The following is an 18,353-nucleotide window of genomic DNA, read 5'->3' on the forward strand; positions in this document are numbered from 1 at the left end:
ACTCCTCCTTCCTGAGGGCCGGTGGTCACCGGCGGGCGAGCTGCCGCTGGCCGAGGAACACGGCGCGGGCGATGGTCTGCGAGTCGACCTGGACGACGACGGGCCGCTCGGCGAGCCGCTCCACGGCGGCGGCCAGGCGGTGCAGGCCGCCGGAGCCGGCCACCCGGTCGAGCTTCGACAGCGGGATGACGGCCTCGGACTCGCCGGCCTCGCCGAGCAGTGCGAGGGTGCCGCCGGTGCGGGCGGGCACGATGCCGCCCTGGGCGAGCGCGGGGATGTTGGGCAGCATCGGCAGGTTGATGCCGAACTCACGGCCACCGAAGTGGGGCACCCAACCCGGGATCTTCACGTGGATGCGGTTCAGGGCGCCGATCATCGCGTTGAGGCCGCTGATGTAGGCGCGGGGCAGGGCCGTGAAGGCGTTGATGATGCCCTTCAGCACGGACTTGATCGGCCCGGCGTGGTTCTTGACGGCCCCGTAGATGGCGTTCCAGGCCCACTTCACGCCCTTGGCGAGGGCGGCGGAGACCTTGTCCATGTTGATGAACTGCGAGATGAGCGGCGCGAGCAGGGTCATGATCAGCCCGAAGGCATTGGCCTTCATGGCGGTGTTGAGCCCCTTCTGCGCGAGCGACGCACCCTTCAGCCCCGTCCCGAACCCCTTCATCGAAGTCCCGCTCGTGGTCGCCTTCTTGCCGGCGTTCCCGACGGACTTCTCCACGGCGTCGGACTGCCGCTTGACGTCACGGAGCGCGTTCTTGGCGTTGTTGGAACTGGACTTGAGGTGGTCGAGGGATGTCTTGAACTTGCCGGTGGAGCCTTTGGCCTTGGTGACCGAGGTGTCGGCGCTCTGCAGGCCGCCGCGGAGCTGCCCGGCGGCGCTTCCTGCCTGGTCGATGCGCCCCTTCAGTGTTCCCATGGAGCTCGCGGCCGATCCGGCCGTACTGCGAAAACGGCTGACCGCACCCGAAGCGCGGGTCAGCGAGGAGACAAGAGACACGAGTTACTCCGATTGGGTCGGGAGGTCAGCCGAGCGCGGAAACCAGCCTGTCGATGCGGTTTTCCAGCCTGTTTATCTGTGCCGCGGCCTCGGAAAAGCTCCCCATGTTCGAGTAGTTGGCGGTACGGGACCCGGGGACGCTGTTTCCCACACGGTTGCGCATCGCGCGCAGGGAGGATTCGAGCGAGCTGACCTTCGGCTGAATGCGGTTGAGACGCTCATGGGCCGCCTGTACGGTGCGCTTCACCTCCGGGAACTCGGTGTTCAGCCGTACGGTGACGGGATAGATGCGGTCCACGGCGGCGGCGGCGCGGTCGGCGACCGGTTTGATCTGCTCCGGCAACAGACCCTTGCGGCGGTCGATCATCTCCCGCAGGTCGAAGAAAGTGTGCTCGGCGTTGAACAGCTTCAGCCCGAGCGAAGCGCCGGTAACCTCCACCGAGCCGCCCGTGGCAGCCGCGGCTCCGCCCACCGCCTCCGCCTTGGCGCCGCCGCGCTCCACCTTCTTCCTGAAGCTTTGGATCCACTTCTGGGAATCCGTGAAGTCCTTTTGCAGATTCGTCAGATCGGCGTCGATTTGTTTGATGTTCCGGGGCATCGAAACTCCATCTCCTGCTATCCTGCGGCTGGTCGATTGCCAGGGGGGTTGGATCGTGACAAATCTGCGCAAGTTCGGTCGGTGGGAGGCGGTCAACGTCCTCGCTACGGCGGTGTTCTTCGCGGCCGTCCCCGTCACGGCCTGGGCCGTCTACCAAATCGCTCAGAAAGGATCGTGTGGCGGGCGATTCCAGCCGGCCTGTGACACGGCCACCGGAAACCTCGTAACGGTCGTTATCGGCGGCGGAATTCTCACCATAGGTCTGGGTCAGTGGATTCTGCTCGGCCATCATGTGTTCTTTGGGTGGCGGATCCCGGCCCGGCAGTTTGTCGGTACGTATCTTGTCCTTTCCGGGATCGCCTTGTGCGTGGGAATCATCGCCACTCGTGACTCACCGGTACCTCGGCTGGTCTTCGCTTTCATCGTGGTCGTTGCCGTGATCCTGGAAGCGATTCGGATCGCCAGGCTTCCGGCACAGGACCGCACGGTTTCGGTCCTGCACGCGGCCGATGTACCGCTCAACGACAGCAAACGCCAGGAACGAGCGAAGCCGTGGACCGGGCCGCTCACTCGGTTCGAGATCGCGCACTACGCGGCCATGGCCCTCGGCACACTCGCCGGCCTGGTGTTCCTGGTGCTCCTCTGACCACCTTGGGAGGGTCGCTCCGTGAACCTGGGGGTCATTGCAGCGGTTTTCGAGCTCTGCGCAGGTGTCGCCGCCGTCGTGTGGGGGGTGAACCTCTTTGTGCATGGCTTGCGTGAGCACGGGCGTAAAGTCACCCAGGAGGTCGAGATCCGTGATTCCGTCAAGCTGCCGACGGGAATCTCGTATCGATTCACGCCCGTTGACGCAAAGTCTGGTTCCGCTTCCCAGGACTGTTCTGGAACCCCACGCGGATTCAGTGATCCGCAGCTCTCGCCAGGGGAGCGAATTCTCATAGACTTCGATCCCGGCTACCAGCTGTTCTTCTATCCCGCGGGCAGGTATCCGCGAGTCCGCCTCTGGCCGGTCGCGCTGGCCGCAACAGTGATCGGCGCCGGGACGGCTGCCCTCGGAGTGTTCAACCTGCTGTGACACTTCTCGCGCGGCCTGGGGTGGCGATAGGTTCGCGGTATGGACACCCTCTTCGGGGGAGGCGGGGGATCGTGCTCGATGGGCTGCGTGACTGGGTACCGGACATCCTGCTCTTCGGAATACCTTCGCTGGCCGGGGCGGTCTTGTTCATCTGGCGTGACGGGGCGCTGCGGCGCCGGGGAGTCACTGTTCGCGCCCAGTGCGTCAATCAGGCCCGGAACAAGGACGGCGCCGTGGCTCTGCAGCTCCGGTACGAGGCCGACGGCGCGCAGTACACCATCACCACCCAGCACTACAGGTTTCCCCCGACGGGCATCGGCCAGGCGGTGGACATCATTTACGACCCCGTGCATCCCTGGTACGGGCAGATGACATCGGAACTCGGCCGCGGCATTGTGCCGTGGTTCGTCGGCGGCATCGCGAGCATTCTGCTCGTGCTGGCGGGGATCTCCTACCTCTGACCTCGCCCTCTCAGGCGAAGAACTGCTGGATCTCCCGGAGCGAGGGCAGGGGATCCGCGTCCCGGTCAGGGGCGGGCTCCTCCTCGGCGGCCGGTGTTCTGCCCTCCGGTCGCGGTACCGGCTGTGGATACTCCGGCGGCTCGCTGTCCTCGTCCCGGTTGACCATGGCGAACATCCAGTTGGCCTCGGCGAGTTGATCGACCGCTGCGGCCAGCAGGTGGTCCGTCGTCGTCCACTCGGCGGCCTCCCCGTGCAGCTCGCGCAGCAGCGCGCTGTCCCGTGGGAGGTGCCGGACCAGCACCGCGACCCGGCGGGAGGTGAGCCGGCCGCGGTGCCAGTCCAGCAGATCGACGCCGTAGTGGCGGAGCAGATCCGCCTCCAGGGCCTCGGCGTGCTCTTCGACGAGCACGCCGAGGCTCAGCCTTCCCCCAGGCCGAGCCCCGTCTCCTTGCCGTAGGCCTCCAGGATCGCGGCGATGTCCTGCATCGTGACGTCGTGCTGCTCGAACCGGGCGAACTGCCCCTCGCCCAGCAGGAGTCGGAGCAGCCCGTCCACGTCGTTGTCGTCGAGGTCGCGCAGCTTGCGGGCGGTGGTGCGGGTGAGTTCGGTCGGCAGCGTGAAGCGGTCGCCGTCCAGGGCGAAGGACCAGTCCCGGCCGAGTGCTTCCAGGCGCTGGGCGCGGGCGGCGTTGACGTCGAAGGCGGTCATGTCGGGCTCCCTGTAGGTGAGTTGGGGGCGCGCGCCCGGCGTGTGCGCACACGCCGGGCACACTGCGGGGGGTACGGCGATCAGGCCAGCGCCGCCGGGTCGTTGACCAGCCAGGTGGCCAGCGGCTTGGTCGGGTCGTCACCGGACAGCGCGGTGAAGGTGACGCCGAGCTTGACCGCGCCGGAACGGCTCAGCGACAGCTCCTCGACCTCGGAGACGGCGCCGTACGGGATCACCAGCCGGTAGCGCAGGTCCTTGGTGCCGTTGTTGTCCGTGAAGTCGATGGCGAGGGCGCGCTGGTCCTGGCCGCCCGGGGTGCCGGTGATGTCGATCTTCTGCGCGGTGGTCTCCGCGGTGGACCCGGAGGTGACGACCGAGGTCGACGGCACGCCCAGGTAGAACGGGAACGTGTCCTTGTTGATCTGCAGCAGCTGGAACTTCAGGGTCAGGTCCCGGTCGGAGAGCATGAAGCGGGCCGGGGCCATCGACTGCCAGGTGTCGACCGGGTCGTTCTTGTCCTTCTTGTTGAACTTGACCCCGTCGGACGAGGTGAAGCCCAGGTTGACCCACGGGGAGGCCAGCGCGGTGGTCTCCTTGACGGTGGTGCCGGCCGGCGCCCACCAGACGTTGCCGGTGCCGGCGATGCGGATCTCGGCGTTCTTGAAGCCTGCCATGTGTACTCCTCAGTGTTGGTCGGTCACGCCGGGCGGATCGAGAGCCGGAGCGTGGCGAGGTAGCGGTTGCCGGCCGGCCGGTTGTAGTCGGGCAGCCAGCGCGGACCGTCGGCCTCGTCGACGTCCGTGACGAGAGCGCTGCCGTACTGCGTGCCGACCAGCTCCAGCGCGCAGGCACGGGCCGCGTTGGCGGTCACGAGCGCGGTGGTCTTGTCGGGGCCGTACACCTCCAGGTCGACCAGAGGACGGTCGAGGTGGAGGTCGTCGATCCAGGCGCCGCCGGCGCGGGAGACGAGGACGACCTGCTGGGTGCCGTCGAACCCGGCGGGCGGCCGGTTGTCGACCGTGGTCCCGGCCATCTCGGTCCGGTTCTTCAGGAAGTCGACGACCAGCCGCTCCACGTCGGGAAAGTTCAGGATCGCCACATGGACGCTCCCTTCGGGGAGATGAGGGGAGATGAGGGGAGTTGCGGTGAGTTTCGGTGAGGGAGGCCCGGGTTTCCGGGCAGCAGAAAGCGGCAGGTCCGCCCCCCGGATCGGGGGCGCAGCTCTGCCGCTGCATTCAGTGTGACGGGGTGGTGCCGATCCCGCAACTGACGGTGTTTCAGGGGGAGTTGGGGAGCTAGGCATACAGAAGGGCCCCGCCGCGATCGGAGCGACGCGACGGGGCCCTGACGACGTACGACCGCCTCAGCGAGGGGCGCGAGCGCGGTACGTCGCGCGCTCGGCGGTGAAGACGTCCTCCAGCCGATACAGCTGCCGCCTGCCCTGTGTGCCGGCGGGCCGCAGATGCCCGCGCTGCACCCACTTGCGGATGGTGGCGGGGGTGACACCGGCCTCGGTGGCGGCCAACTCGGCTGTGATCATTGGCTCGTTCACGCGTGCTCCCCTTCTGTGACGTACCCGCAAGGCGGGTTCACGCACCGCACCTCGGCCCGCTCCGGGAAGGCCCGCAGTGAGACCGAGTCGCAGGCGGGGCAGCGCCCGGGCAGGCGGACCAGTTGCTCGGGGTCGCCGAGGGTGCGGGCGCAGCGGGCGGCCATGCGCCGGGTCTCGTCCTCGACGTGTGCGGCGAGGACGGGGTCGGCGGCGATCCGCTCCAGCAGTCCGGCGATCCGGCGCAGCCGCTCCGGCACCGGGGCGGGACGCACGGACCGCAGGCCGAGCCGCTCCCGCACGGCCTCCTCCAGCTCGGCCACACCGTCGGTGATGTCGCGCAGGACGTCGGAGACGTGCAGCCGTACGGGCATGGTGGTGCCACCGACCGGCCCGCCGCCGCGCCGTTCCCGCAGCCCCCCGTGGGCCGCGGGCGCCAGCTCGGCGACGAGTTCGGGAAACCGTCTGAGGAGCGAGCCGATCCAGACGGCGGCTCCGGTGTCCGGGACAGGAGTTCGGCTCATACGGCGACCGCCCGCCCGTTGCGCCACAGCCGCCCGCCGCTGACGCCGTCGAACCAGCTGTGCGCCGGATCCACGATGGCCTCGCATTCCCGCCGGATCGGGCATTTGTTGCATGCGCGCAACGTATGGCGGGCGGCGGAGGGGTCGCGGGTGAATACGAGGCGGGGTGGAAGGTTCGCGCAGGCTGCGGCCCTGCGCCAGTCAAGTTCGCTGGTCACGTGCGGTGCCTCCCAGGGGGAATGGAATATTTGTTCGATACGTGCGAACGCTGGCCAGCGTGGCACCGTGCGAGCGCGAGCGCAAGCGTTTAGCGATGCCGGTGTGACGGAATGAAACGTGCCGGTTGCCCTTCGTGGCGAGGCCTGAGATGCGTGCACTCCCGGCAGGTGCTGTGCGAACATGTGTTCGAAGATGGGAAGGTGGGGTGAAGGTGTGAAGACTCCTTGCGCGCGTGCGCGCACCGAACATGTGCGCGCGCGATCGGTACGCTGCTCCCTCTACGAGGGGAGAGCGGGAGCATGGCGTCGAGCCCACGTATGGAGCGTCTGGAACGCACCGACGGACTCGAGGAGTTCGCCGCATGGGTCGAGGAACTGATGCGGGAGCGCGGTTACGTCATCGACGGACCGCGCGGCGGAGGCAAGTCCCGGCTGGCGGACGACGCGGGCGTGCACCGGGCGGCGGTCACCCGGCTCCTGCAGCGGCAGAGCATGCCGGACCTGGAGACGATGCGCCGCCTGGCCGGTGTGCTGGGCGTACCGCTGCGGGACATGCTGATCCGCTCCGGGCGCCTGTCGGCGGAGGACCTGCCGCTGGAGCCGGTGGCGGGCGGGAGCTGTCCGCCCGTGGGCCGGATCAGCCCGGAGGAGGCGGCCCGGCGGATGGGGGTCCCGGAGGATCTGCGCGGCCTGTTCGTGAAGGTGGCCCGGCAGTTCCTGCCGGAGGGCGGTTCTGGCGGTTCGTAGCGGAAGGAGTGCGCGGATGGCGAGCGATGCGGACCGGATCGACCAACTGCTGGGCGCGCTGCTGATCGAACTCGGCGAGAAGGTGCGGCAGGCCGGCATCGAGGGCGTCCGCATCCTGACGGACGAGGAACTCCAGCGCTCCCATCTCCAGTGGTACCGCATGGGCTGGGAGGAACACACGAGGGCGGTCCGCCCGTCCGGCGCTCCCTCCTCCACCGGTTCTCGTCCGGGCCCGCGCACCGCGGGCGCCCCCTTGGCCGATCCCGCCTCCGACGCGTCCCGCCGTCCACCCGAGGCGTCCCGGCCGTCCGAACACCCCGCCGACCCCGACTCCCTGTCCGCGGTGGGCCGCCTGCTCACCTTTCCGCTGCCCGGCACGAACCCTCCCGCCTGAGCCGGACCGGGTGGGCCGGGGCAGGATGGACCCATGAGCGTAGTGAAGATCAATGTGCTGACCGTTCCCGCCGAGCAGCGGGAGGTGCTGGAGAAGCGGTTCGCTTCGCGAGCCCACGCCGTGGAGAACTCCGACGGCTTCGAGTGGTTCGAACTGCTGCGCCCCATCGAGGGCACAGACCAGTACCTCGTGTACACGCGCTGGCGGGACGAGGAGTCGTTCCAGGCGTGGATGGAGGGTCCGATGAAGGCCGCGCACCAGGGTGGCGGGGAGGGCGCCGAGCGTCCCAAGCCTGCTGCCTCCGGCTCCACCCTGTGGTCCTTCGAGGTGGTGCAGCAGGCGGGTCCGAAGGGCGCCTAGTCGGAGAACTGAGCGTGTGGCGCCCCGTCGCCGGACTGCCCTATGCGGGCGGTTCGGGTTCTTCGGCGGGGCGCTTTGCTACGAAGGAGCCGAGGCCGACCTCGGCGCGGACGAGTCCCTCGGACTTGAGGTGGGCCAACGCCTTCTGTGCGGTCGAGGTCGCGATACCGAACTCGGTGGAGAGTTCGACGACGGACGGCACGCGGGCGCCCAGGGCGTACTCGCCGCTGGCGATCCGGGCGGTGATGGCCTCGGCCACTTGGCGCCAGACAGGGCGGGTGCGGTCAAGCTCGGGGGTCATGCAGTTGACGCTAAAACTCTGCAGTAGACCGCGCGACCGCGGTAGACTTCGGTAGACCGCGACGAAGCGGAAGCCCCGGCGACGGTTGCAGCCGCCCCGGGGTATGGCCACCAGCTGAACTGGAGCTGATGACGTGACCGACCTTATCCGCCGCCTTGCCGCCTGGATGAGCCTCCTGCTCGTCTCGCCCGGCAGGGCACCCGTACCGGACCCCAAACCTCCCGCCGCCCCTTGGCCGATCCAGCCCCTGTCCCTCCCGCGCCACCGCAGCCCGTACGGACTCGACACGCCTCTCGACGCCACCGCCGCCAGGGCCGTACGCCCGTACGTGACCGATCCGTACTGCACCCACGGGCTGGAGGTCGCGTGAGCCAGCCACCGCGTCTGCTGCCCTGGAAGGGTTCCGGGGGTAAGCCCTGCTACCTGATCACCGACGATCGCGATGGGCCGCTCTCTCGACTGGCCGACGCAACGGAGTCCGTTCAGCTCGGCATGGGCAGCCAACTCCTGGCCCACGCCCGCGAGATCCTGCCGGACACCCCGCCCGGCGAACTCCGCTTCCTCGCCGAGTGCTTGACCCAGGCCCTCGACGACGCCCTCCGTGTCGCGGAGAGCCGGGGTCGACGGCTGGAACAGATGGGTGGCGCAGTGATTGGTGGATTTGGGCCACCCTTCTGACGTCGTCAGACTGTCTGACCTGCGGGTTCGCGGCTGGCTTTTGGTGCAGATCCACCAATTGCTGGTGGGCGGGTCGGGTGAGGGGAGCCCTCTGCCCACGCATACGACGGCGCCCCCTGCCTGTGCGGGTCAGGGGGCGCCGTCGGGTCCTGCAGCCGGTGTTACTTCACCGGCTCCGGCTCCGGCTCGCTCTCGGTCTCCGGCTCGCCCGCCGGGTCGACCGGCGTCTTGACGGACTCCAGGAGCAGCTGGGCCACGTCCACGACCTGGATGGACTCCTTGGCCTTGCCCTCGTTCTTCTTGCCGTTGACCGAGTCGGTCAGCATGACGAGGCAGAACGGGCAGGCGGTCGAGACGATGTCGGGGTTGAGGGAGAGGGCCTCATCGACGCGCTCGTTGTTGATGCGCTTGCCGATCCGCTCCTCCATCCACATCCGCGCGCCACCGGCGCCACAGCAGAAGCCGCGCTCCTTGTGGCGGTGCATCTCCTCGTTCCGCAGGCCCGGGACGTTGGCGATGATCTCGCGCGGGGGCGTGTAGATCTTGTTGTGGCGGCCCAGGTAGCAGGGGTCGTGGTACGTGATGATGCCCTCGACCGGGGTCACCGGGATCAGCTTGCCCTCGTCCACCAGGTGCTGCAGCAGCTGCGTGTGGTGGATGACCTCGTAGTCGCCGCCGAGCTGCGGGTACTCGTTGCCGATCGTGTTGAGGCAGTGCGGGCAGGTCGCGACGATCTTCTTCGCCGACTTCGGCTTCTTGGTCGACTCGTCCTCGTCGTCCTCGCCGAAGGCCATGTTCAGCGCGGCCACGTTCTCCATGCCGAGCTCCTGGAACAGGGGCTCGTTGCCGAGGCGGCGGGCGGAGTCACCGGTGCACTTCTCGTCGCCGCCCATGATCGCGAACTTCACGCCCGCGATGTGGAGCAGCTCGGCGAAGGCCTTCGTGGTCTTCTTGGCGCGGTCCTCCAGGGCGCCGGCGCAGCCGACCCAGTACAGGTACTCGACCTCGGTGAGGTCCTCGATGTCCTTGCCGACGACCGGGACCTCGAAGTCGACCTCCTTGGTCCACTCCAGGCGCTGCTTCTTGGCCAGGCCCCAGGGGTTGCCCTTCTTCTCCAGGTTCTTGAGCATCGTGCCCGCCTCGGAGGGGAAGGCCGACTCGATCATGACCTGGTAGCGGCGCATGTCCACGATGTGGTCCACGTGCTCGATGTCCACCGGGCACTGCTCGACGCAGGCACCGCAGGTGGTGCAGGACCACAGGACGTCCGGGTCGATGACGCCGTTCTCCTCGGCGGTGCCGATCAGCGGGCGCTCGGCCTCGGCGAGAGCGGCGGCGGGCACCCCGGCCAGCTGCTCCTCGGACGCCTTCTCCTCGCCCTCCACGGTCTTGCCGCCGCCGGCCAGCAGGTACGGCGCCTTGGCGTGCGCGTTGTCCCGCAGGGACATGATCAGCAGCTTGGGGGAGAGGGGCTTGCCGGTGTTCCAGGCCGGGCACTGGGACTGGCAGCGGCCGCACTCGGTGCAGGTGGAGAAGTCCAGCAGGCCCTTCCAGGAGAACTGCTCGACCTGGGAGACACCGAAGACGTCGTCGTCACCGGGGTCGGTGAAGTCGATCGGCTTGCCGCCGGAGGTCATCGGGAGCAGGGCGCCCAGAGAGGTCTCGCCGGTGGCGTTCCGCTTGAAGAAGATGTTCGGGAAGGCCAGGAAGCGGTGCCAGGCGACACCCATGTCGGTCTTCAGGGCGACCGTGATCATCCAGATGAAGGAGGTCGCGATCTTCAGGCCCGCGAAGAAGTAGGTGAGGTTCTGGAGCGTGGAGAGGTCCAGGCCCTTCAGCCACGACACCACCGGGTACGAGATGAAGAAGGACGCCTCGTAGCTGTCGACGTGGTGCTGTGCGCCCTCCAGCGCGTGCAGCATGAAGATGCAGACGCCGACGATCAGGATGACGCTCTCGACGAAGTACGCCTGGCCGAAGTTGGAGCCGGCGAAGCGGGACTTGCGGCCCGGGTTGCGCGGGTGGCTCAGCTGGCGGATGACGATCAGGACCAGGATGCCGACCACCGTCATCGTGCCGATGAACTCGACGTAGACGTTGTACGGCGCCCACTCGCCGATGACCGGCAGGATCCAGTCGGCCTGGAACAGCTCGCCGATGGCGTTGACGATCGTCAGCAGCAGGGTGAAGAAGCCCACGGCGACGAACCAGTGCGCCACGCCGACGATGCCCCAGCGGTTCATCCTGGTGTGGCCGAGGAACTCCCTGACCACGGTGAGGGTGCGCTGCACGGGCTCGTCGGTCCGGGTACCCGCGGGCACGCTCTGACCGAGCCGCATGAAGTTGTAGATCTGAAGGAGGGCGCGGGCGAACAAGGCCACGCCGACCACGATCAGAACCAGCGACACGATGATCGCGGCGAGTTGCATTTCGGGGCTCCTCGGGCCTGCGAGGGACATTACTAAGCGGTAACTTATGCAGTCCGTTCGAGACTACCCGCATCTTTACTCGCACTGTAGCCAGGAGCGAGGTGATCTGGGTCGCTGAGGGGAGCCTGAGCAGGCCGGGCAATCAGATCGTGTTATTCGTACCGAATTGCTACTTTCGCGCCTAACTTAGATCCGTGCTGTACGGGATCGCCGCGGCCTCCGCCGCCCTACTCCTCACCGCCGTGCTCGCGGCGCTGCTCCGGGTGCCCGCCCTGCGTGCGGGCATCGTCGACCGGCGGCGCCAGCGGCCCCTGCCGGTGCCCGGAGGGGTGGCCGTCGTGGTCGTCACCTGTCTGGTGGCATGGGCGGGGGTGTGGACGAAGGTCGCCCCGCTGGGGCAGGGGGTGGGCGAGCTGCTCGTCGCCGGCGCCGGGGTCGCCGTGCTGGGGCTGGTCGCCGACGTGTGGCGGCTGCGCCTGCGGGTGCTGGTCGCCGGTACGGCCGTGGCGGCGGCCTGCGTGGTGCCGTACGACGAGACGGGCCTTTGGGGCGGGATCCTGGCCGTGGGCTGGATCGTCTTCGCCTCCCTCGCCTTCAAGGGGCTCGACCACACCGACGGGCTGGCGGGTACGGTCGGGGTGGTCACCGCCTTCGGGGCGGGTGCCTGTGCCGCCGTCGAGGTGATGGACGGGCTCGCGGTGCTGCTCAGCGTCTTCGCGGCCGCCCTCACCGGCTTCCTGATGCACAACTGGCATCCCGCGCGGGTGGGAATGGGGGCCTGCGGCTCGCTGTTCACCGGGTTCCTGCTCTCCTCGGCCGCCGTCTTCACGCGCGCGGGCTACGCGCTCGGGCCGACCGCGAGTGTGCTGTTCTGCCTCGGTGCCGTGGCCGCCGCCGACTTCCTGCTCGTGGTCCTCGCGCGCGGGACGAGCCGCCGGCCGCTGCTCAGGCGGGGCCCGGACCATCTCGCGCACCGGCTGCGGCGGCTCGGGCTCACCACGCCGGGGGCCGTCGTGCTGCTCGGCGTCGGATCCTTCTCCACGGTGCTCGTGGGGGTGCTCGTGGATGCCGGGTGGACGGGGGAGGGGGTCGTGCTGTGGGTGGCCGGCGGGGTGGTCCTCGCCGTTCTCGTACTCCTTCGCATCTCTGTCCAGCAACCCCAGCGGACGGAATCGACGCAGGTCAGAGGCCAGTTGCGTGTAAGGAACGGATAAGAGTTGAGTCTGGCTGGCTCAGGTCTGTTGACCCGGAGGACCCGCTCGTGCACACTTGAGCCTGTTCCACTCAAGTCAGCTGGAGGAATCAACCATGGCACGTGCGGTCGGCATCGACCTGGGCACGACTAACTCCGTCGTCAGCGTTCTTGAAGGCGGCGAGCCCACCGTCATCACCAACGCCGAGGGTGCCCGGACCACGCCGTCCGTCGTCGCCTTCGCGAAGAACGGCGAAGTGCTCGTCGGCGAGGTCGCCAAGCGCCAGGCGGTCACCAACGTCGACCGGACCATCCGGTCCGTGAAGCGCCACATGGGCACGGACTGGAAGATCGAGCTCGACGGGAAGCAGTTCAACCCGCAGCAGATGAGCGCCTTCATCCTGCAGAAGCTGAAGCGCGACGCCGAGGCCTACCTGGGCGAGAAGGTGACCGACGCGGTCATCACCGTCCCGGCCTACTTCAACGACTCCGAGCGCCAGGCGACGAAGGAGGCCGGCGAGATCGCCGGTCTGAACGTCCTGCGCATCGTCAACGAGCCCACCGCGGCCGCGCTCGCCTACGGCCTCGACAAGGACGAGCAGATCATCCTGGTCTTCGACCTCGGTGGCGGCACGTTCGACGTCTCGCTGCTGGAGATCGGCGACGGTGTCGTCGAGGTGAAGGCCACCAACGGTGACAACCACCTCGGTGGTGACGACTGGGACCAGCGCGTCGTCGACTACCTGGTGCAGCAGTTCAAGGCCGGCCACGGCGTGGACCTCGCCAAGGACAAGATGGCTCTGCAGCGTCTGCGCGAGGCTGCCGAGAAGGCGAAGATCGAGCTGTCCTCGTCCACCGAGACCTCGATCAACCTGCCCTACATCACCGCGTCCGCCGAGGGCCCGCTGCACCTGGACGAGAAGCTCACCCGGGCGCAGTTCCAGCAGCTGACGGCCGACCTGCTGGAGCGCTGCAAGACGCCGTTCCACAACGTCATCAAGGACGCCGGCATCTCCCTCGGCGAGATCGACCACGTCGTCCTCGTCGGTGGCTCCACCCGTATGCCCGCCGTCGCCGAGCTCGTCAAGGAGCTGACCGGCGGCAAGGACGCCAACAAGGGCGTGAACCCGGACGAGGTCGTCGCCATCGGCGCCTCGCTCCAGGCCGGTGTCCTCAAGGGCGAGGTCAAGGACGTCCTGCTCCTCGACGTCACCCCGCTGTCCCTCGGTATCGAGACCAAGGGCGGCATCATGACCAAGCTGATCGAGCGCAACACCACGATCCCGACCAAGCGCTCCGAGATCTTCACGACGGCCGAGGACAACCAGCCGTCCGTGCAGATCCAGGTCTACCAGGGCGAGCGCGAGATCGCGGCGTACAACAAGAAGCTCGGCATGTTCGAGCTGACCGGTCTGCCGCCGGCGCCGCGTGGCGTCCCGCAGATCGAGGTCTCCTTCGACATCGACGCCAACGGCATCATGCACGTCACGGCCAAGGACCTCGGCACGGGCAAGGAGCAGAAGATGACCGTCACCGGCGGCTCCTCGCTGCCGAAGGACGAGGTCGACCGCATGCGCCAGGAGGCCGAGCAGTACGCGGACGAGGACCACCGCCGCCGCGAGGCCGCCGAGACCCGCAACCAGGGCGAGCAGCTCGTCTACCAGACCGAGAAGTTCCTCAAGGACAACGAGGACAAGGTCCCGGGCGAGATCAAGACCGAGGTCGAGGCCTCAGTCGAGGAGCTGAAGGCCGCGCTCAAGGGCGAGGACACCGCCGAGATCCGCACCGCCACGGAGAAGGTCGCGGCCGTCTCGCAGAAGCTGGGCCAGGCCATGTACGCCGACGCCCAGGCCGCGCAGGCCGCGGGCGGTCCCGAGGGTGCCGCCGCCGGTGGCGCCCGGCCCGCCGACGACGACGTGGTCGACGCCGAGATCGTGGACGACGAGCGCAAGGACGGTGCCGCGTGACGGAGGAGACCCCGGGCTTCGAGGAGAAGCCCGACGTCCCCTCCGGCGCGACCCCCGAAGACGCCGAGTCGAAGGCCGCTCCCGATGAGGGGGCGGCCCCGGCCGGGGACGTAGCAGCAGACGCGGGTCTGGTGGCCCAGCTGGACCAGGTGCGCATGGCTCTGAACGAGCGCACCCTGGACCTCCAGCGGCTCCAGGCCGAGTACCAGAACTACCGCCGCCGAGTGGAGCGCGACCGGATCGCGGTCCGGGAGGTCGCCATCGCGAACCTCCTGACCGAACTCCTGCCCGTGCTCGACGACATCGGCCGCGCGCGGGAACACGGCGAACTGGTCGGCGGCTTCAAGTCGGTGGCCGAGTCGCTGGAGACCGTCGCGGCCAAGATGGGCCTGCAGCAGTTCGGCAAGGAGGGCGAGCCCTTCGACCCGACGATCCACGAGGCCCTGATGCACAGCTACGCACCGGACGTCACCGAGACGACGTGCGTGGCCATCCTGCAGCCCGGGTATCGCATCGGCGAACGCACCATCCGCCCCGCGCGGGTGGCCGTCGCCGAGCCGCAGCCCGGCGCGCAGGCCGTCAAGGCGGAGGGCACCGAGGAGACCACCGAGGCGCCCGCGGCCGACGACAAGGAGAACGGTGGCCCGGAGGAGGGCTGACGTAATCACCGAAGACAGGAAGGAGGGGCGTCGGGGATGAGCACCAAGGACTTCATCGAGAAGGACTACTACAAGGTCCTCGGCGTCCCCAAGGACGCCACCGAGGCCGAGATCAAGAAGGCGTACCGGAAGCTCGCCCGCGAGTTCCACCCGGACGCCAACAAGGGCAACGCCAAGGCCGAGGAGCGCTTCAAGGAGATCTCCGAGGCGAACGACATCCTCGGTGACCCCAAGAAGCGCAAGGAGTACGACGAGGCACGCGCCCTGTTCGGCAACGGCGGCTTCCGCCCCGGGCCTGGCGCCGGCGGCTCCTTCAACTTCGATCTGGGCGACCTCTTCGGGGGTAACGCGCAGAGCGGGGGCGGCTTCGGCGGCGGCATCGGTGACGTCTTCGGGGGCCTGTTCAACCGCGGCGGGACCACGGGCACCCGTACCCAGCCGCGGCGCGGCCAGGACATCGAGTCCGAGGTCACGCTGAGCTTCACGGAGGCCATCGAGGGCGCCACGGTGCCCCTGAGGATGTCCTCCCAGGCGCCGTGCAAGGCCTGCTCAGGCACCGGCGACAAGAACGGCACACCGCGGGTGTGCCCGACCTGTGTCGGCACCGGGCAGGTCGCCCGGGGTTCGGGCGGCGGCTTCTCGCTGACCGACCCCTGCCCCGACTGCAAGGGCCGCGGCCTGATCGCCGAGCACCCCTGCCTGGAGTGCAAGGGCAGCGGCCGAGCCAAGTCGTCGCGCACGATGCAGGTCCGCATCCCGGCGGGCGTCACCGACGGGCAGCGGATCCGGCTGCGCGGCAAGGGCGCGCCCGGCGAGCGGGGCGGACCGGCGGGCGACCTGTACGTGATGGTCCATGTCGGCGAGCACCCGGTGTTCGGGCGCAAGGGCGACAACCTCACCGTCACCGTGCCGGTCACGTTCGCCGAGGCGGCCCTCGGCGGCGAGGTGCGGGTCCCCACCCTCGGCGGCCCCGCCGTCACCCTGAAGCTGCCGCCCGGCACCCCCAACGGCCGCACCATGCGCGCCCGGGGCAAGGGCGCGGTCCGCAAGGACGGCACCCGTGGCGACCTCCTGGTCACCGTCGAGGTGAGTGTCCCGAAGGACGTCTCGGGGAAGGCTCGTGACGCACTGGAGGCGTATCGCGAGGCGACCGCGGACGAGGACCCGCGGGCGGAGCTGTTCGAGGCCGCGAAGGGAGATTGAGAGTGATGGACGGCCGTCGGCGTAACCCGTACGAACTGACCGAGGAGACCCCGGTCTACGTCATCTCGGTCGCGGCCCAGCTCTCCGGACTCCACCCGCAGACGCTGCGCCAGTACGACCGCCTGGGTCTGGTCTCCCCCGACCGCACCGCCGGCCGGGGCCGCCGCTACTCGGCCCGTGACATCGAGCTGCTCCGCCAGGTGCAGGCGCTGTCCCAGGACGAGGGCATCAACCTGGCCGGTATCAAGCGGATCATCGAACTGGAGAACCAGGTCGCCGCGCTCCAGTCCCGCGTCGCGGAGCTGCAGTCGGCCCTGGACGGCGCGGCGGCCGCGATGCAGCAGCGCGAGGCCGCCGTCCACGCCTCCTACCGCCGCGACCTGGTCCCGTACCAGGAGGTCCAGCAGACCAGCGCGCTGGTGGTGTGGCGGCCGAAGCGGCAGCAGAACGACTGAGCGTCTGTGACAGCTGAAAGGGGCCCGGATTCCGGGCCCCTTTCACGTGCTCAGGGTGCTCAGGGCGCGAGGGAGGCCCAGTCGGCGCCGGGTGCGGACTCGGTGCCGTCGGGCTGCAGGGCGGTCACCCGGTAGAAGTGGGTGGTGCCGCCGGCGGCGCCGGTGTCCTGGTAGGAGGTGTCCGTCGTGGCCGCCAGCTTCTCGTACGCCTTGGTGTCCGGGTTCCAGCGGTAGACCTGGTAGCCGGTGGCGTCGGCCACGGCGTTCCAGGACAGCGCGACGCCCGCCTCCGCGGCGGTCGCCGACAGCCGGACCGGCGAGCCCTCGGGCGTCGGCTCACTCGGCGTCATGTCCAGCTCGGTGACGGACACGGCCTCGGTCGGGCCGTTCCACTTGATCGCGGAGTTGCCCTGGTCGTCCACGGCGTCGACGAAGAAGCAGACCTCGTCGCCGTCCGGGAGCGTGGTGTAGTCGTAGGACGTCCTGTCGGGCGAGACGTAGTCCGCCGTGCCGCCCCAGCAGATCTGGTCGCCCGGGTCGCCCATCAGCTCGCCCCAGTGGATCTCGTAGTACTTCAGGTCCGTGGCCGGGTTCTTGTCCCAGTTCAGATGGAAGCCGTACTCCGTCGGGGTGACGCTCAGCCCGGTGACGAGGGCGGGCGGGTCGTTGTCCCAGATCTTGCCGTACTGGGTCTCGGACTGGGCGGACTCGTTGCCCGCCGCGTCGACGGCCGAGACACGGTAGTAGTAGACGACCTTCTCGGCGGCCGAGGTGTCCAGGTAGGACAGCTGGTCCGTGGTGCCGAGCGCGGTGTACGTGCCGTTCGCGCTCGCGGCCCGGAAGACGCGGTACGACACCGCGCCCGCGACCTGGTCCCAGGCGACCTTCAGCCCACCCGTACTGTCAGTCGGACCGAAATGTCCCCCCGCGCTCACATTGGTCGGCGCGTCGGGCGCCACCAGGTCGACGGTGGTCACCGCCTGGTCCGCGGTGCCCGTCGACTCGTTGCCGACCCGGTCGTAGGCGCGGACCTCGTAGTAGTACGTCTCGCCCGTCTTCGGGAGGGTGGCGTCGGTGTACGAGGTGGAGGTCGTCGTCGCGAGCGGCTTGGCGCCGAACGACGTGCCCTTCAGGCGCCGGTAGACGCGGTACCCCGCGAGGTCCATCTCCTTGTTCCTGCTCCAGCTCAGCTTCGCCTTGCCGGTCACCGTGTCGTACGAAACCGAAGTCCCCGTCGGGACGAGGGGCTTGACCTTGTCGGCGTCGGCCGAGAGCCGGGGCAGGTACGAGAAGGCGACGTTGGCGGTGCCGGTCCAGTTGACGTAGTCGACGCGCAGGGTGTGCTTGCCGGACGGGATCGTGACGTCGACGGACTTGCTCCGGGTGGTCGAGACGTTCTTCCAGATGTCCACCTTGCGCACGCCGTCCAGGTACACCCGCACCCCGTCCTGGGTGCTGGCCGGCAGGGAGAACGGCCCACCGGAACCGAAGTCCCGCGTCACGCTCCAGCGCACACCGAAGTTGTCCTTGGGCAGGCCTGTGGCCGGGGCGCCCGTGCCCCAGTTCTCGGAGATCACGGAGTCGCAGTCCGTTTTCTTCGGGGTGCCGGAGAAGGTGGTGTTCGCGTAGAACGTCCGGGTGTACACCGGGGACGCGCAACTCGTGGCGGCGGAGGCGGTGGTGGTGACCGCGCTCAGCAGGGCGCCGGCGGCGGAGAGTACGACGGTCGTGGCTGTCGTACGTCTGGCTGGGTTCATTCGGTCCTCTGCTCGAGTCGGAGAGACGGCGCGCGGCCGCCGGTGATCGCGACTCGCGGGGATTGCCAATGGTTGTGC

25 protein-coding genes are annotated in these 18,353 nt (G+C 68.9%); 13 read left to right on the forward strand and 12 right to left on the reverse strand.

Going from position 1 to position 18,353, the window contains the following annotated elements:
* Window positions 1-25 precede the first annotated feature (25 nt).
* On the reverse strand, window positions 26-919 hold the full coding sequence (locus ACFY3C_RS17765) for a hypothetical protein (RefSeq protein ID WP_390771372.1): 894 nt from the start codon (window positions 917-919) through the stop codon (window positions 26-28).
* A gap of 106 nt (window positions 920-1,025) precedes the next feature.
* The gene (locus ACFY3C_RS17770; RefSeq protein ID WP_390771373.1) at window positions 1,026-1,598 is read right to left on the reverse strand and encodes a hypothetical protein; all 573 of its coding nucleotides are present in this window, start codon (window positions 1,596-1,598) and stop codon (window positions 1,026-1,028) included.
* Between the two features lie 55 nt (window positions 1,599-1,653).
* On the opposite strand from ACFY3C_RS17770, the gene ACFY3C_RS17775 reads away from it, so the two are divergent.
* The 3 genes from ACFY3C_RS17775 to ACFY3C_RS17785 all read left to right on the forward strand — a co-directional run bounded on the left by ACFY3C_RS17775 (window position 1,654) and on the right by ACFY3C_RS17785 (window position 3,134).
* Window positions 1,654-2,244 carry a hypothetical protein gene (locus ACFY3C_RS17775; RefSeq protein ID WP_386572982.1) on the forward strand — a complete coding sequence of 197 codons (591 nt, stop codon included), beginning with the start codon at window positions 1,654-1,656 and terminating at the stop codon, window positions 2,242-2,244.
* A gap of 21 nt (window positions 2,245-2,265) precedes the next feature.
* Window positions 2,266-2,673, forward strand: coding sequence for a hypothetical protein (locus tag ACFY3C_RS17780; RefSeq protein ID WP_390771374.1), 408 nt, complete (start codon window positions 2,266-2,268; stop codon window positions 2,671-2,673).
* Between the two features lie 71 nt (window positions 2,674-2,744).
* Window positions 2,745-3,134 carry a hypothetical protein gene (locus tag ACFY3C_RS17785; RefSeq protein ID WP_390771375.1) on the forward strand — a complete coding sequence of 130 codons (390 nt, stop codon included), beginning with the start codon at window positions 2,745-2,747 and terminating at the stop codon, window positions 3,132-3,134.
* Between the two features lie 10 nt (window positions 3,135-3,144).
* Here the strand turns inward: ACFY3C_RS17785 and ACFY3C_RS17790 are convergent, their stop codons facing one another.
* The 7 genes from ACFY3C_RS17790 to ACFY3C_RS17820 form a co-directional block, all read right to left on the reverse strand.
* Window positions 3,145-3,543 (reverse strand): hypothetical protein, encoded by a 399-nt coding sequence (locus ACFY3C_RS17790; RefSeq protein WP_386572986.1) that lies wholly within the window; start codon window positions 3,541-3,543, stop codon window positions 3,145-3,147.
* Between the two features lie 8 nt (window positions 3,544-3,551).
* Window positions 3,552-3,842, reverse strand: coding sequence for a hypothetical protein (locus tag ACFY3C_RS17795; RefSeq protein ID WP_386572987.1), 291 nt, complete (start codon window positions 3,840-3,842; stop codon window positions 3,552-3,554).
* Window positions 3,843-3,922: 80 nt separating this feature from the next.
* A complete protein-coding gene (locus ACFY3C_RS17800; RefSeq protein WP_386572988.1) occupies window positions 3,923-4,516 on the reverse strand; it encodes a phage tail protein in 594 nt (197 codons plus the stop codon).
* A 23-nt stretch (window positions 4,517-4,539) separates the two neighbouring features.
* Window positions 4,540-4,875 carry a hypothetical protein gene (locus tag ACFY3C_RS17805; RefSeq protein WP_386573134.1) on the reverse strand — a complete coding sequence of 112 codons (336 nt, stop codon included), beginning with the start codon at window positions 4,873-4,875 and terminating at the stop codon, window positions 4,540-4,542.
* A 330-nt stretch (window positions 4,876-5,205) separates the two neighbouring features.
* On the reverse strand, window positions 5,206-5,382 hold the full coding sequence (locus tag ACFY3C_RS17810; RefSeq protein ID WP_386573135.1) for a helix-turn-helix domain-containing protein: 177 nt from the start codon (window positions 5,380-5,382) through the stop codon (window positions 5,206-5,208).
* Window positions 5,383-5,390: 8 nt separating this feature from the next.
* Complete coding sequence (locus tag ACFY3C_RS17815; protein ID WP_390771376.1) at window positions 5,391-5,915, reverse strand: hypothetical protein; 525 nt, start codon at window positions 5,913-5,915, stop codon at window positions 5,391-5,393.
* Window positions 5,912-6,316 (reverse strand): WhiB family transcriptional regulator, encoded by a 405-nt coding sequence (locus tag ACFY3C_RS17820; RefSeq protein ID WP_390771377.1) that lies wholly within the window; start codon window positions 6,314-6,316, stop codon window positions 5,912-5,914. Before ACFY3C_RS17820 ends, ACFY3C_RS17815 begins: the two co-directional genes overlap by 4 nt.
* A 117-nt stretch (window positions 6,317-6,433) precedes the next feature.
* Here ACFY3C_RS17820 and ACFY3C_RS17825 point away from each other — a divergent pair, with 117 nt between their 5' ends.
* From ACFY3C_RS17825 to ACFY3C_RS17835, 3 genes are read left to right on the forward strand one after another with little or no spacing between them, the layout of a single operon-like run.
* On the forward strand, window positions 6,434-6,880 hold the full coding sequence (locus ACFY3C_RS17825; RefSeq protein ID WP_386572992.1) for a helix-turn-helix domain-containing protein: 447 nt from the start codon (window positions 6,434-6,436) through the stop codon (window positions 6,878-6,880).
* Between the two features lie 16 nt (window positions 6,881-6,896).
* A complete protein-coding gene (locus tag ACFY3C_RS17830) occupies window positions 6,897-7,274 on the forward strand; it encodes a hypothetical protein (RefSeq protein WP_390771378.1) in 378 nt (125 codons plus the stop codon).
* 33 nt (window positions 7,275-7,307) lie between these two features.
* Window positions 7,308-7,634: an antibiotic biosynthesis monooxygenase family protein gene (locus ACFY3C_RS17835; RefSeq protein ID WP_386572994.1), complete on the forward strand. Its 327-nt coding sequence runs from the start codon at window positions 7,308-7,310 to the stop codon at window positions 7,632-7,634.
* A gap of 40 nt (window positions 7,635-7,674) precedes the next feature.
* Here ACFY3C_RS17835 and ACFY3C_RS17840 read toward each other — a convergent pair whose 3' ends face one another.
* On the reverse strand, window positions 7,675-7,935 hold the full coding sequence (locus ACFY3C_RS17840; RefSeq protein ID WP_390771379.1) for a GntR family transcriptional regulator: 261 nt from the start codon (window positions 7,933-7,935) through the stop codon (window positions 7,675-7,677).
* A 133-nt stretch (window positions 7,936-8,068) separates the two neighbouring features.
* Here ACFY3C_RS17840 and ACFY3C_RS17845 point away from each other — a divergent pair, with 133 nt between their 5' ends.
* Together ACFY3C_RS17845 and ACFY3C_RS17850 are read left to right on the forward strand one after the other, a co-directional pair.
* The gene (locus ACFY3C_RS17845) at window positions 8,069-8,305 is read left to right on the forward strand and encodes a hypothetical protein (RefSeq protein WP_390771380.1); all 237 of its coding nucleotides are present in this window, start codon (window positions 8,069-8,071) and stop codon (window positions 8,303-8,305) included.
* Window positions 8,302-8,613: a hypothetical protein gene (locus ACFY3C_RS17850; protein WP_390771381.1), complete on the forward strand. Its 312-nt coding sequence runs from the start codon at window positions 8,302-8,304 to the stop codon at window positions 8,611-8,613. The genes ACFY3C_RS17845 and ACFY3C_RS17850 overlap by 4 nt, the downstream gene beginning before the upstream one ends.
* A gap of 161 nt (window positions 8,614-8,774) precedes the next feature.
* Here ACFY3C_RS17850 and ACFY3C_RS17855 read toward each other — a convergent pair whose 3' ends face one another.
* The gene (locus ACFY3C_RS17855; protein WP_390771382.1) at window positions 8,775-11,042 is read right to left on the reverse strand and encodes a (Fe-S)-binding protein; all 2,268 of its coding nucleotides are present in this window, start codon (window positions 11,040-11,042) and stop codon (window positions 8,775-8,777) included.
* 194 nt (window positions 11,043-11,236) lie between these two features.
* Between ACFY3C_RS17855 and ACFY3C_RS17860 the strand changes: the two genes are divergently transcribed.
* The 5 genes from ACFY3C_RS17860 (at window position 11,237) to ACFY3C_RS17880 (ending at window position 16,518) form a co-directional block, all read left to right on the forward strand.
* Window positions 11,237-12,256, forward strand: coding sequence for an MraY family glycosyltransferase (locus ACFY3C_RS17860; protein ID WP_390771383.1), 1,020 nt, complete (start codon window positions 11,237-11,239; stop codon window positions 12,254-12,256).
* Between the two features lie 94 nt (window positions 12,257-12,350).
* Window positions 12,351-14,201: a molecular chaperone DnaK gene (gene dnaK / locus ACFY3C_RS17865; RefSeq protein ID WP_390771384.1), complete on the forward strand. Its 1,851-nt coding sequence runs from the start codon at window positions 12,351-12,353 to the stop codon at window positions 14,199-14,201.
* Window positions 14,198-14,860 (forward strand): nucleotide exchange factor GrpE, encoded by a 663-nt coding sequence (gene grpE / locus ACFY3C_RS17870; protein WP_390771385.1) that lies wholly within the window; start codon window positions 14,198-14,200, stop codon window positions 14,858-14,860. The genes dnaK and grpE overlap by 4 nt, the downstream gene beginning before the upstream one ends.
* Window positions 14,861-14,896: 36 nt before the next feature.
* Window positions 14,897-16,063 (forward strand): molecular chaperone DnaJ, encoded by a 1,167-nt coding sequence (gene dnaJ / locus ACFY3C_RS17875; protein WP_390771386.1) that lies wholly within the window; start codon window positions 14,897-14,899, stop codon window positions 16,061-16,063.
* Window positions 16,064-16,068: 5 nt separating this feature from the next.
* The gene (locus ACFY3C_RS17880; RefSeq protein WP_386573004.1) at window positions 16,069-16,518 is read left to right on the forward strand and encodes a heat shock protein transcriptional repressor HspR; all 450 of its coding nucleotides are present in this window, start codon (window positions 16,069-16,071) and stop codon (window positions 16,516-16,518) included.
* A 59-nt stretch (window positions 16,519-16,577) separates the two neighbouring features.
* On the opposite strand, the gene ACFY3C_RS17885 is transcribed toward ACFY3C_RS17880, so the two are convergent.
* Window positions 16,578-18,275, reverse strand: a complete 1,698-nt coding sequence (locus ACFY3C_RS17885; protein ID WP_390771387.1) for a fibronectin type III domain-containing protein — start codon at window positions 18,273-18,275, stop codon at window positions 16,578-16,580.
* Window positions 18,276-18,353 lie beyond the last annotated feature (78 nt).

The organism is Streptomyces sp. NPDC001410 (assembly GCF_042895235.1).
Lineage (GTDB): Bacteria > Actinomycetota > Actinomycetes > Streptomycetales > Streptomycetaceae > Streptomyces.

Bases quoted from the DNA above. Each gene is read 5' to 3' on its own strand.
- ACFY3C_RS17765 (WP_390771372.1), bottom strand. From the start codon at position 919: ATGGGAACACTGAAGGGGCGCATCGACCAGGCAGGAAGCGCCGCCGGG.
- ACFY3C_RS17770 (WP_390771373.1), bottom strand. From the start codon at position 1,598: ATGCCCCGGAACATCAAACAAATCGACGCCGATCTGACGAATCTGCAA.
- ACFY3C_RS17795 (WP_386572987.1), bottom strand. From the start codon at position 3,842: ATGACCGCCTTCGACGTCAACGCCGCCCGCGCCCAGCGCCTGGAAGCA.
- ACFY3C_RS17800 (WP_386572988.1), bottom strand. From the start codon at position 4,516: ATGGCAGGCTTCAAGAACGCCGAGATCCGCATCGCCGGCACCGGCAAC.
- ACFY3C_RS17805 (WP_386573134.1), bottom strand. From the start codon at position 4,875: ATGGCCGGGACCACGGTCGACAACCGGCCGCCCGCCGGGTTCGACGGC.
- ACFY3C_RS17810 (WP_386573135.1), bottom strand. From the start codon at position 5,382: ATGATCACAGCCGAGTTGGCCGCCACCGAGGCCGGTGTCACCCCCGCC.
- ACFY3C_RS17815 (WP_390771376.1), bottom strand. From the start codon at position 5,915: ATGAGCCGAACTCCTGTCCCGGACACCGGAGCCGCCGTCTGGATCGGC.
- ACFY3C_RS17820 (WP_390771377.1), bottom strand. From the start codon at position 6,316: ATGTTCGCACAGCACCTGCCGGGAGTGCACGCATCTCAGGCCTCGCCA.
- ACFY3C_RS17825 (WP_386572992.1), top strand. From the start codon at position 6,434: ATGGCGTCGAGCCCACGTATGGAGCGTCTGGAACGCACCGACGGACTC.
- ACFY3C_RS17830 (WP_390771378.1), top strand. From the start codon at position 6,897: ATGGCGAGCGATGCGGACCGGATCGACCAACTGCTGGGCGCGCTGCTG.
- ACFY3C_RS17835 (WP_386572994.1), top strand. From the start codon at position 7,308: ATGAGCGTAGTGAAGATCAATGTGCTGACCGTTCCCGCCGAGCAGCGG.
- ACFY3C_RS17840 (WP_390771379.1), bottom strand. From the start codon at position 7,935: ATGACCCCCGAGCTTGACCGCACCCGCCCTGTCTGGCGCCAAGTGGCC.
- ACFY3C_RS17855 (WP_390771382.1), bottom strand. From the start codon at position 11,042: ATGCAACTCGCCGCGATCATCGTGTCGCTGGTTCTGATCGTGGTCGGC.
- dnaK (WP_390771384.1), top strand. From the start codon at position 12,351: ATGGCACGTGCGGTCGGCATCGACCTGGGCACGACTAACTCCGTCGTC.
- dnaJ (WP_390771386.1), top strand. From the start codon at position 14,897: ATGAGCACCAAGGACTTCATCGAGAAGGACTACTACAAGGTCCTCGGC.
- ACFY3C_RS17880 (WP_386573004.1), top strand. From the start codon at position 16,069: ATGGACGGCCGTCGGCGTAACCCGTACGAACTGACCGAGGAGACCCCG.
- ACFY3C_RS17885 (WP_390771387.1), bottom strand. From the start codon at position 18,275: ATGAACCCAGCCAGACGTACGACAGCCACGACCGTCGTACTCTCCGCC.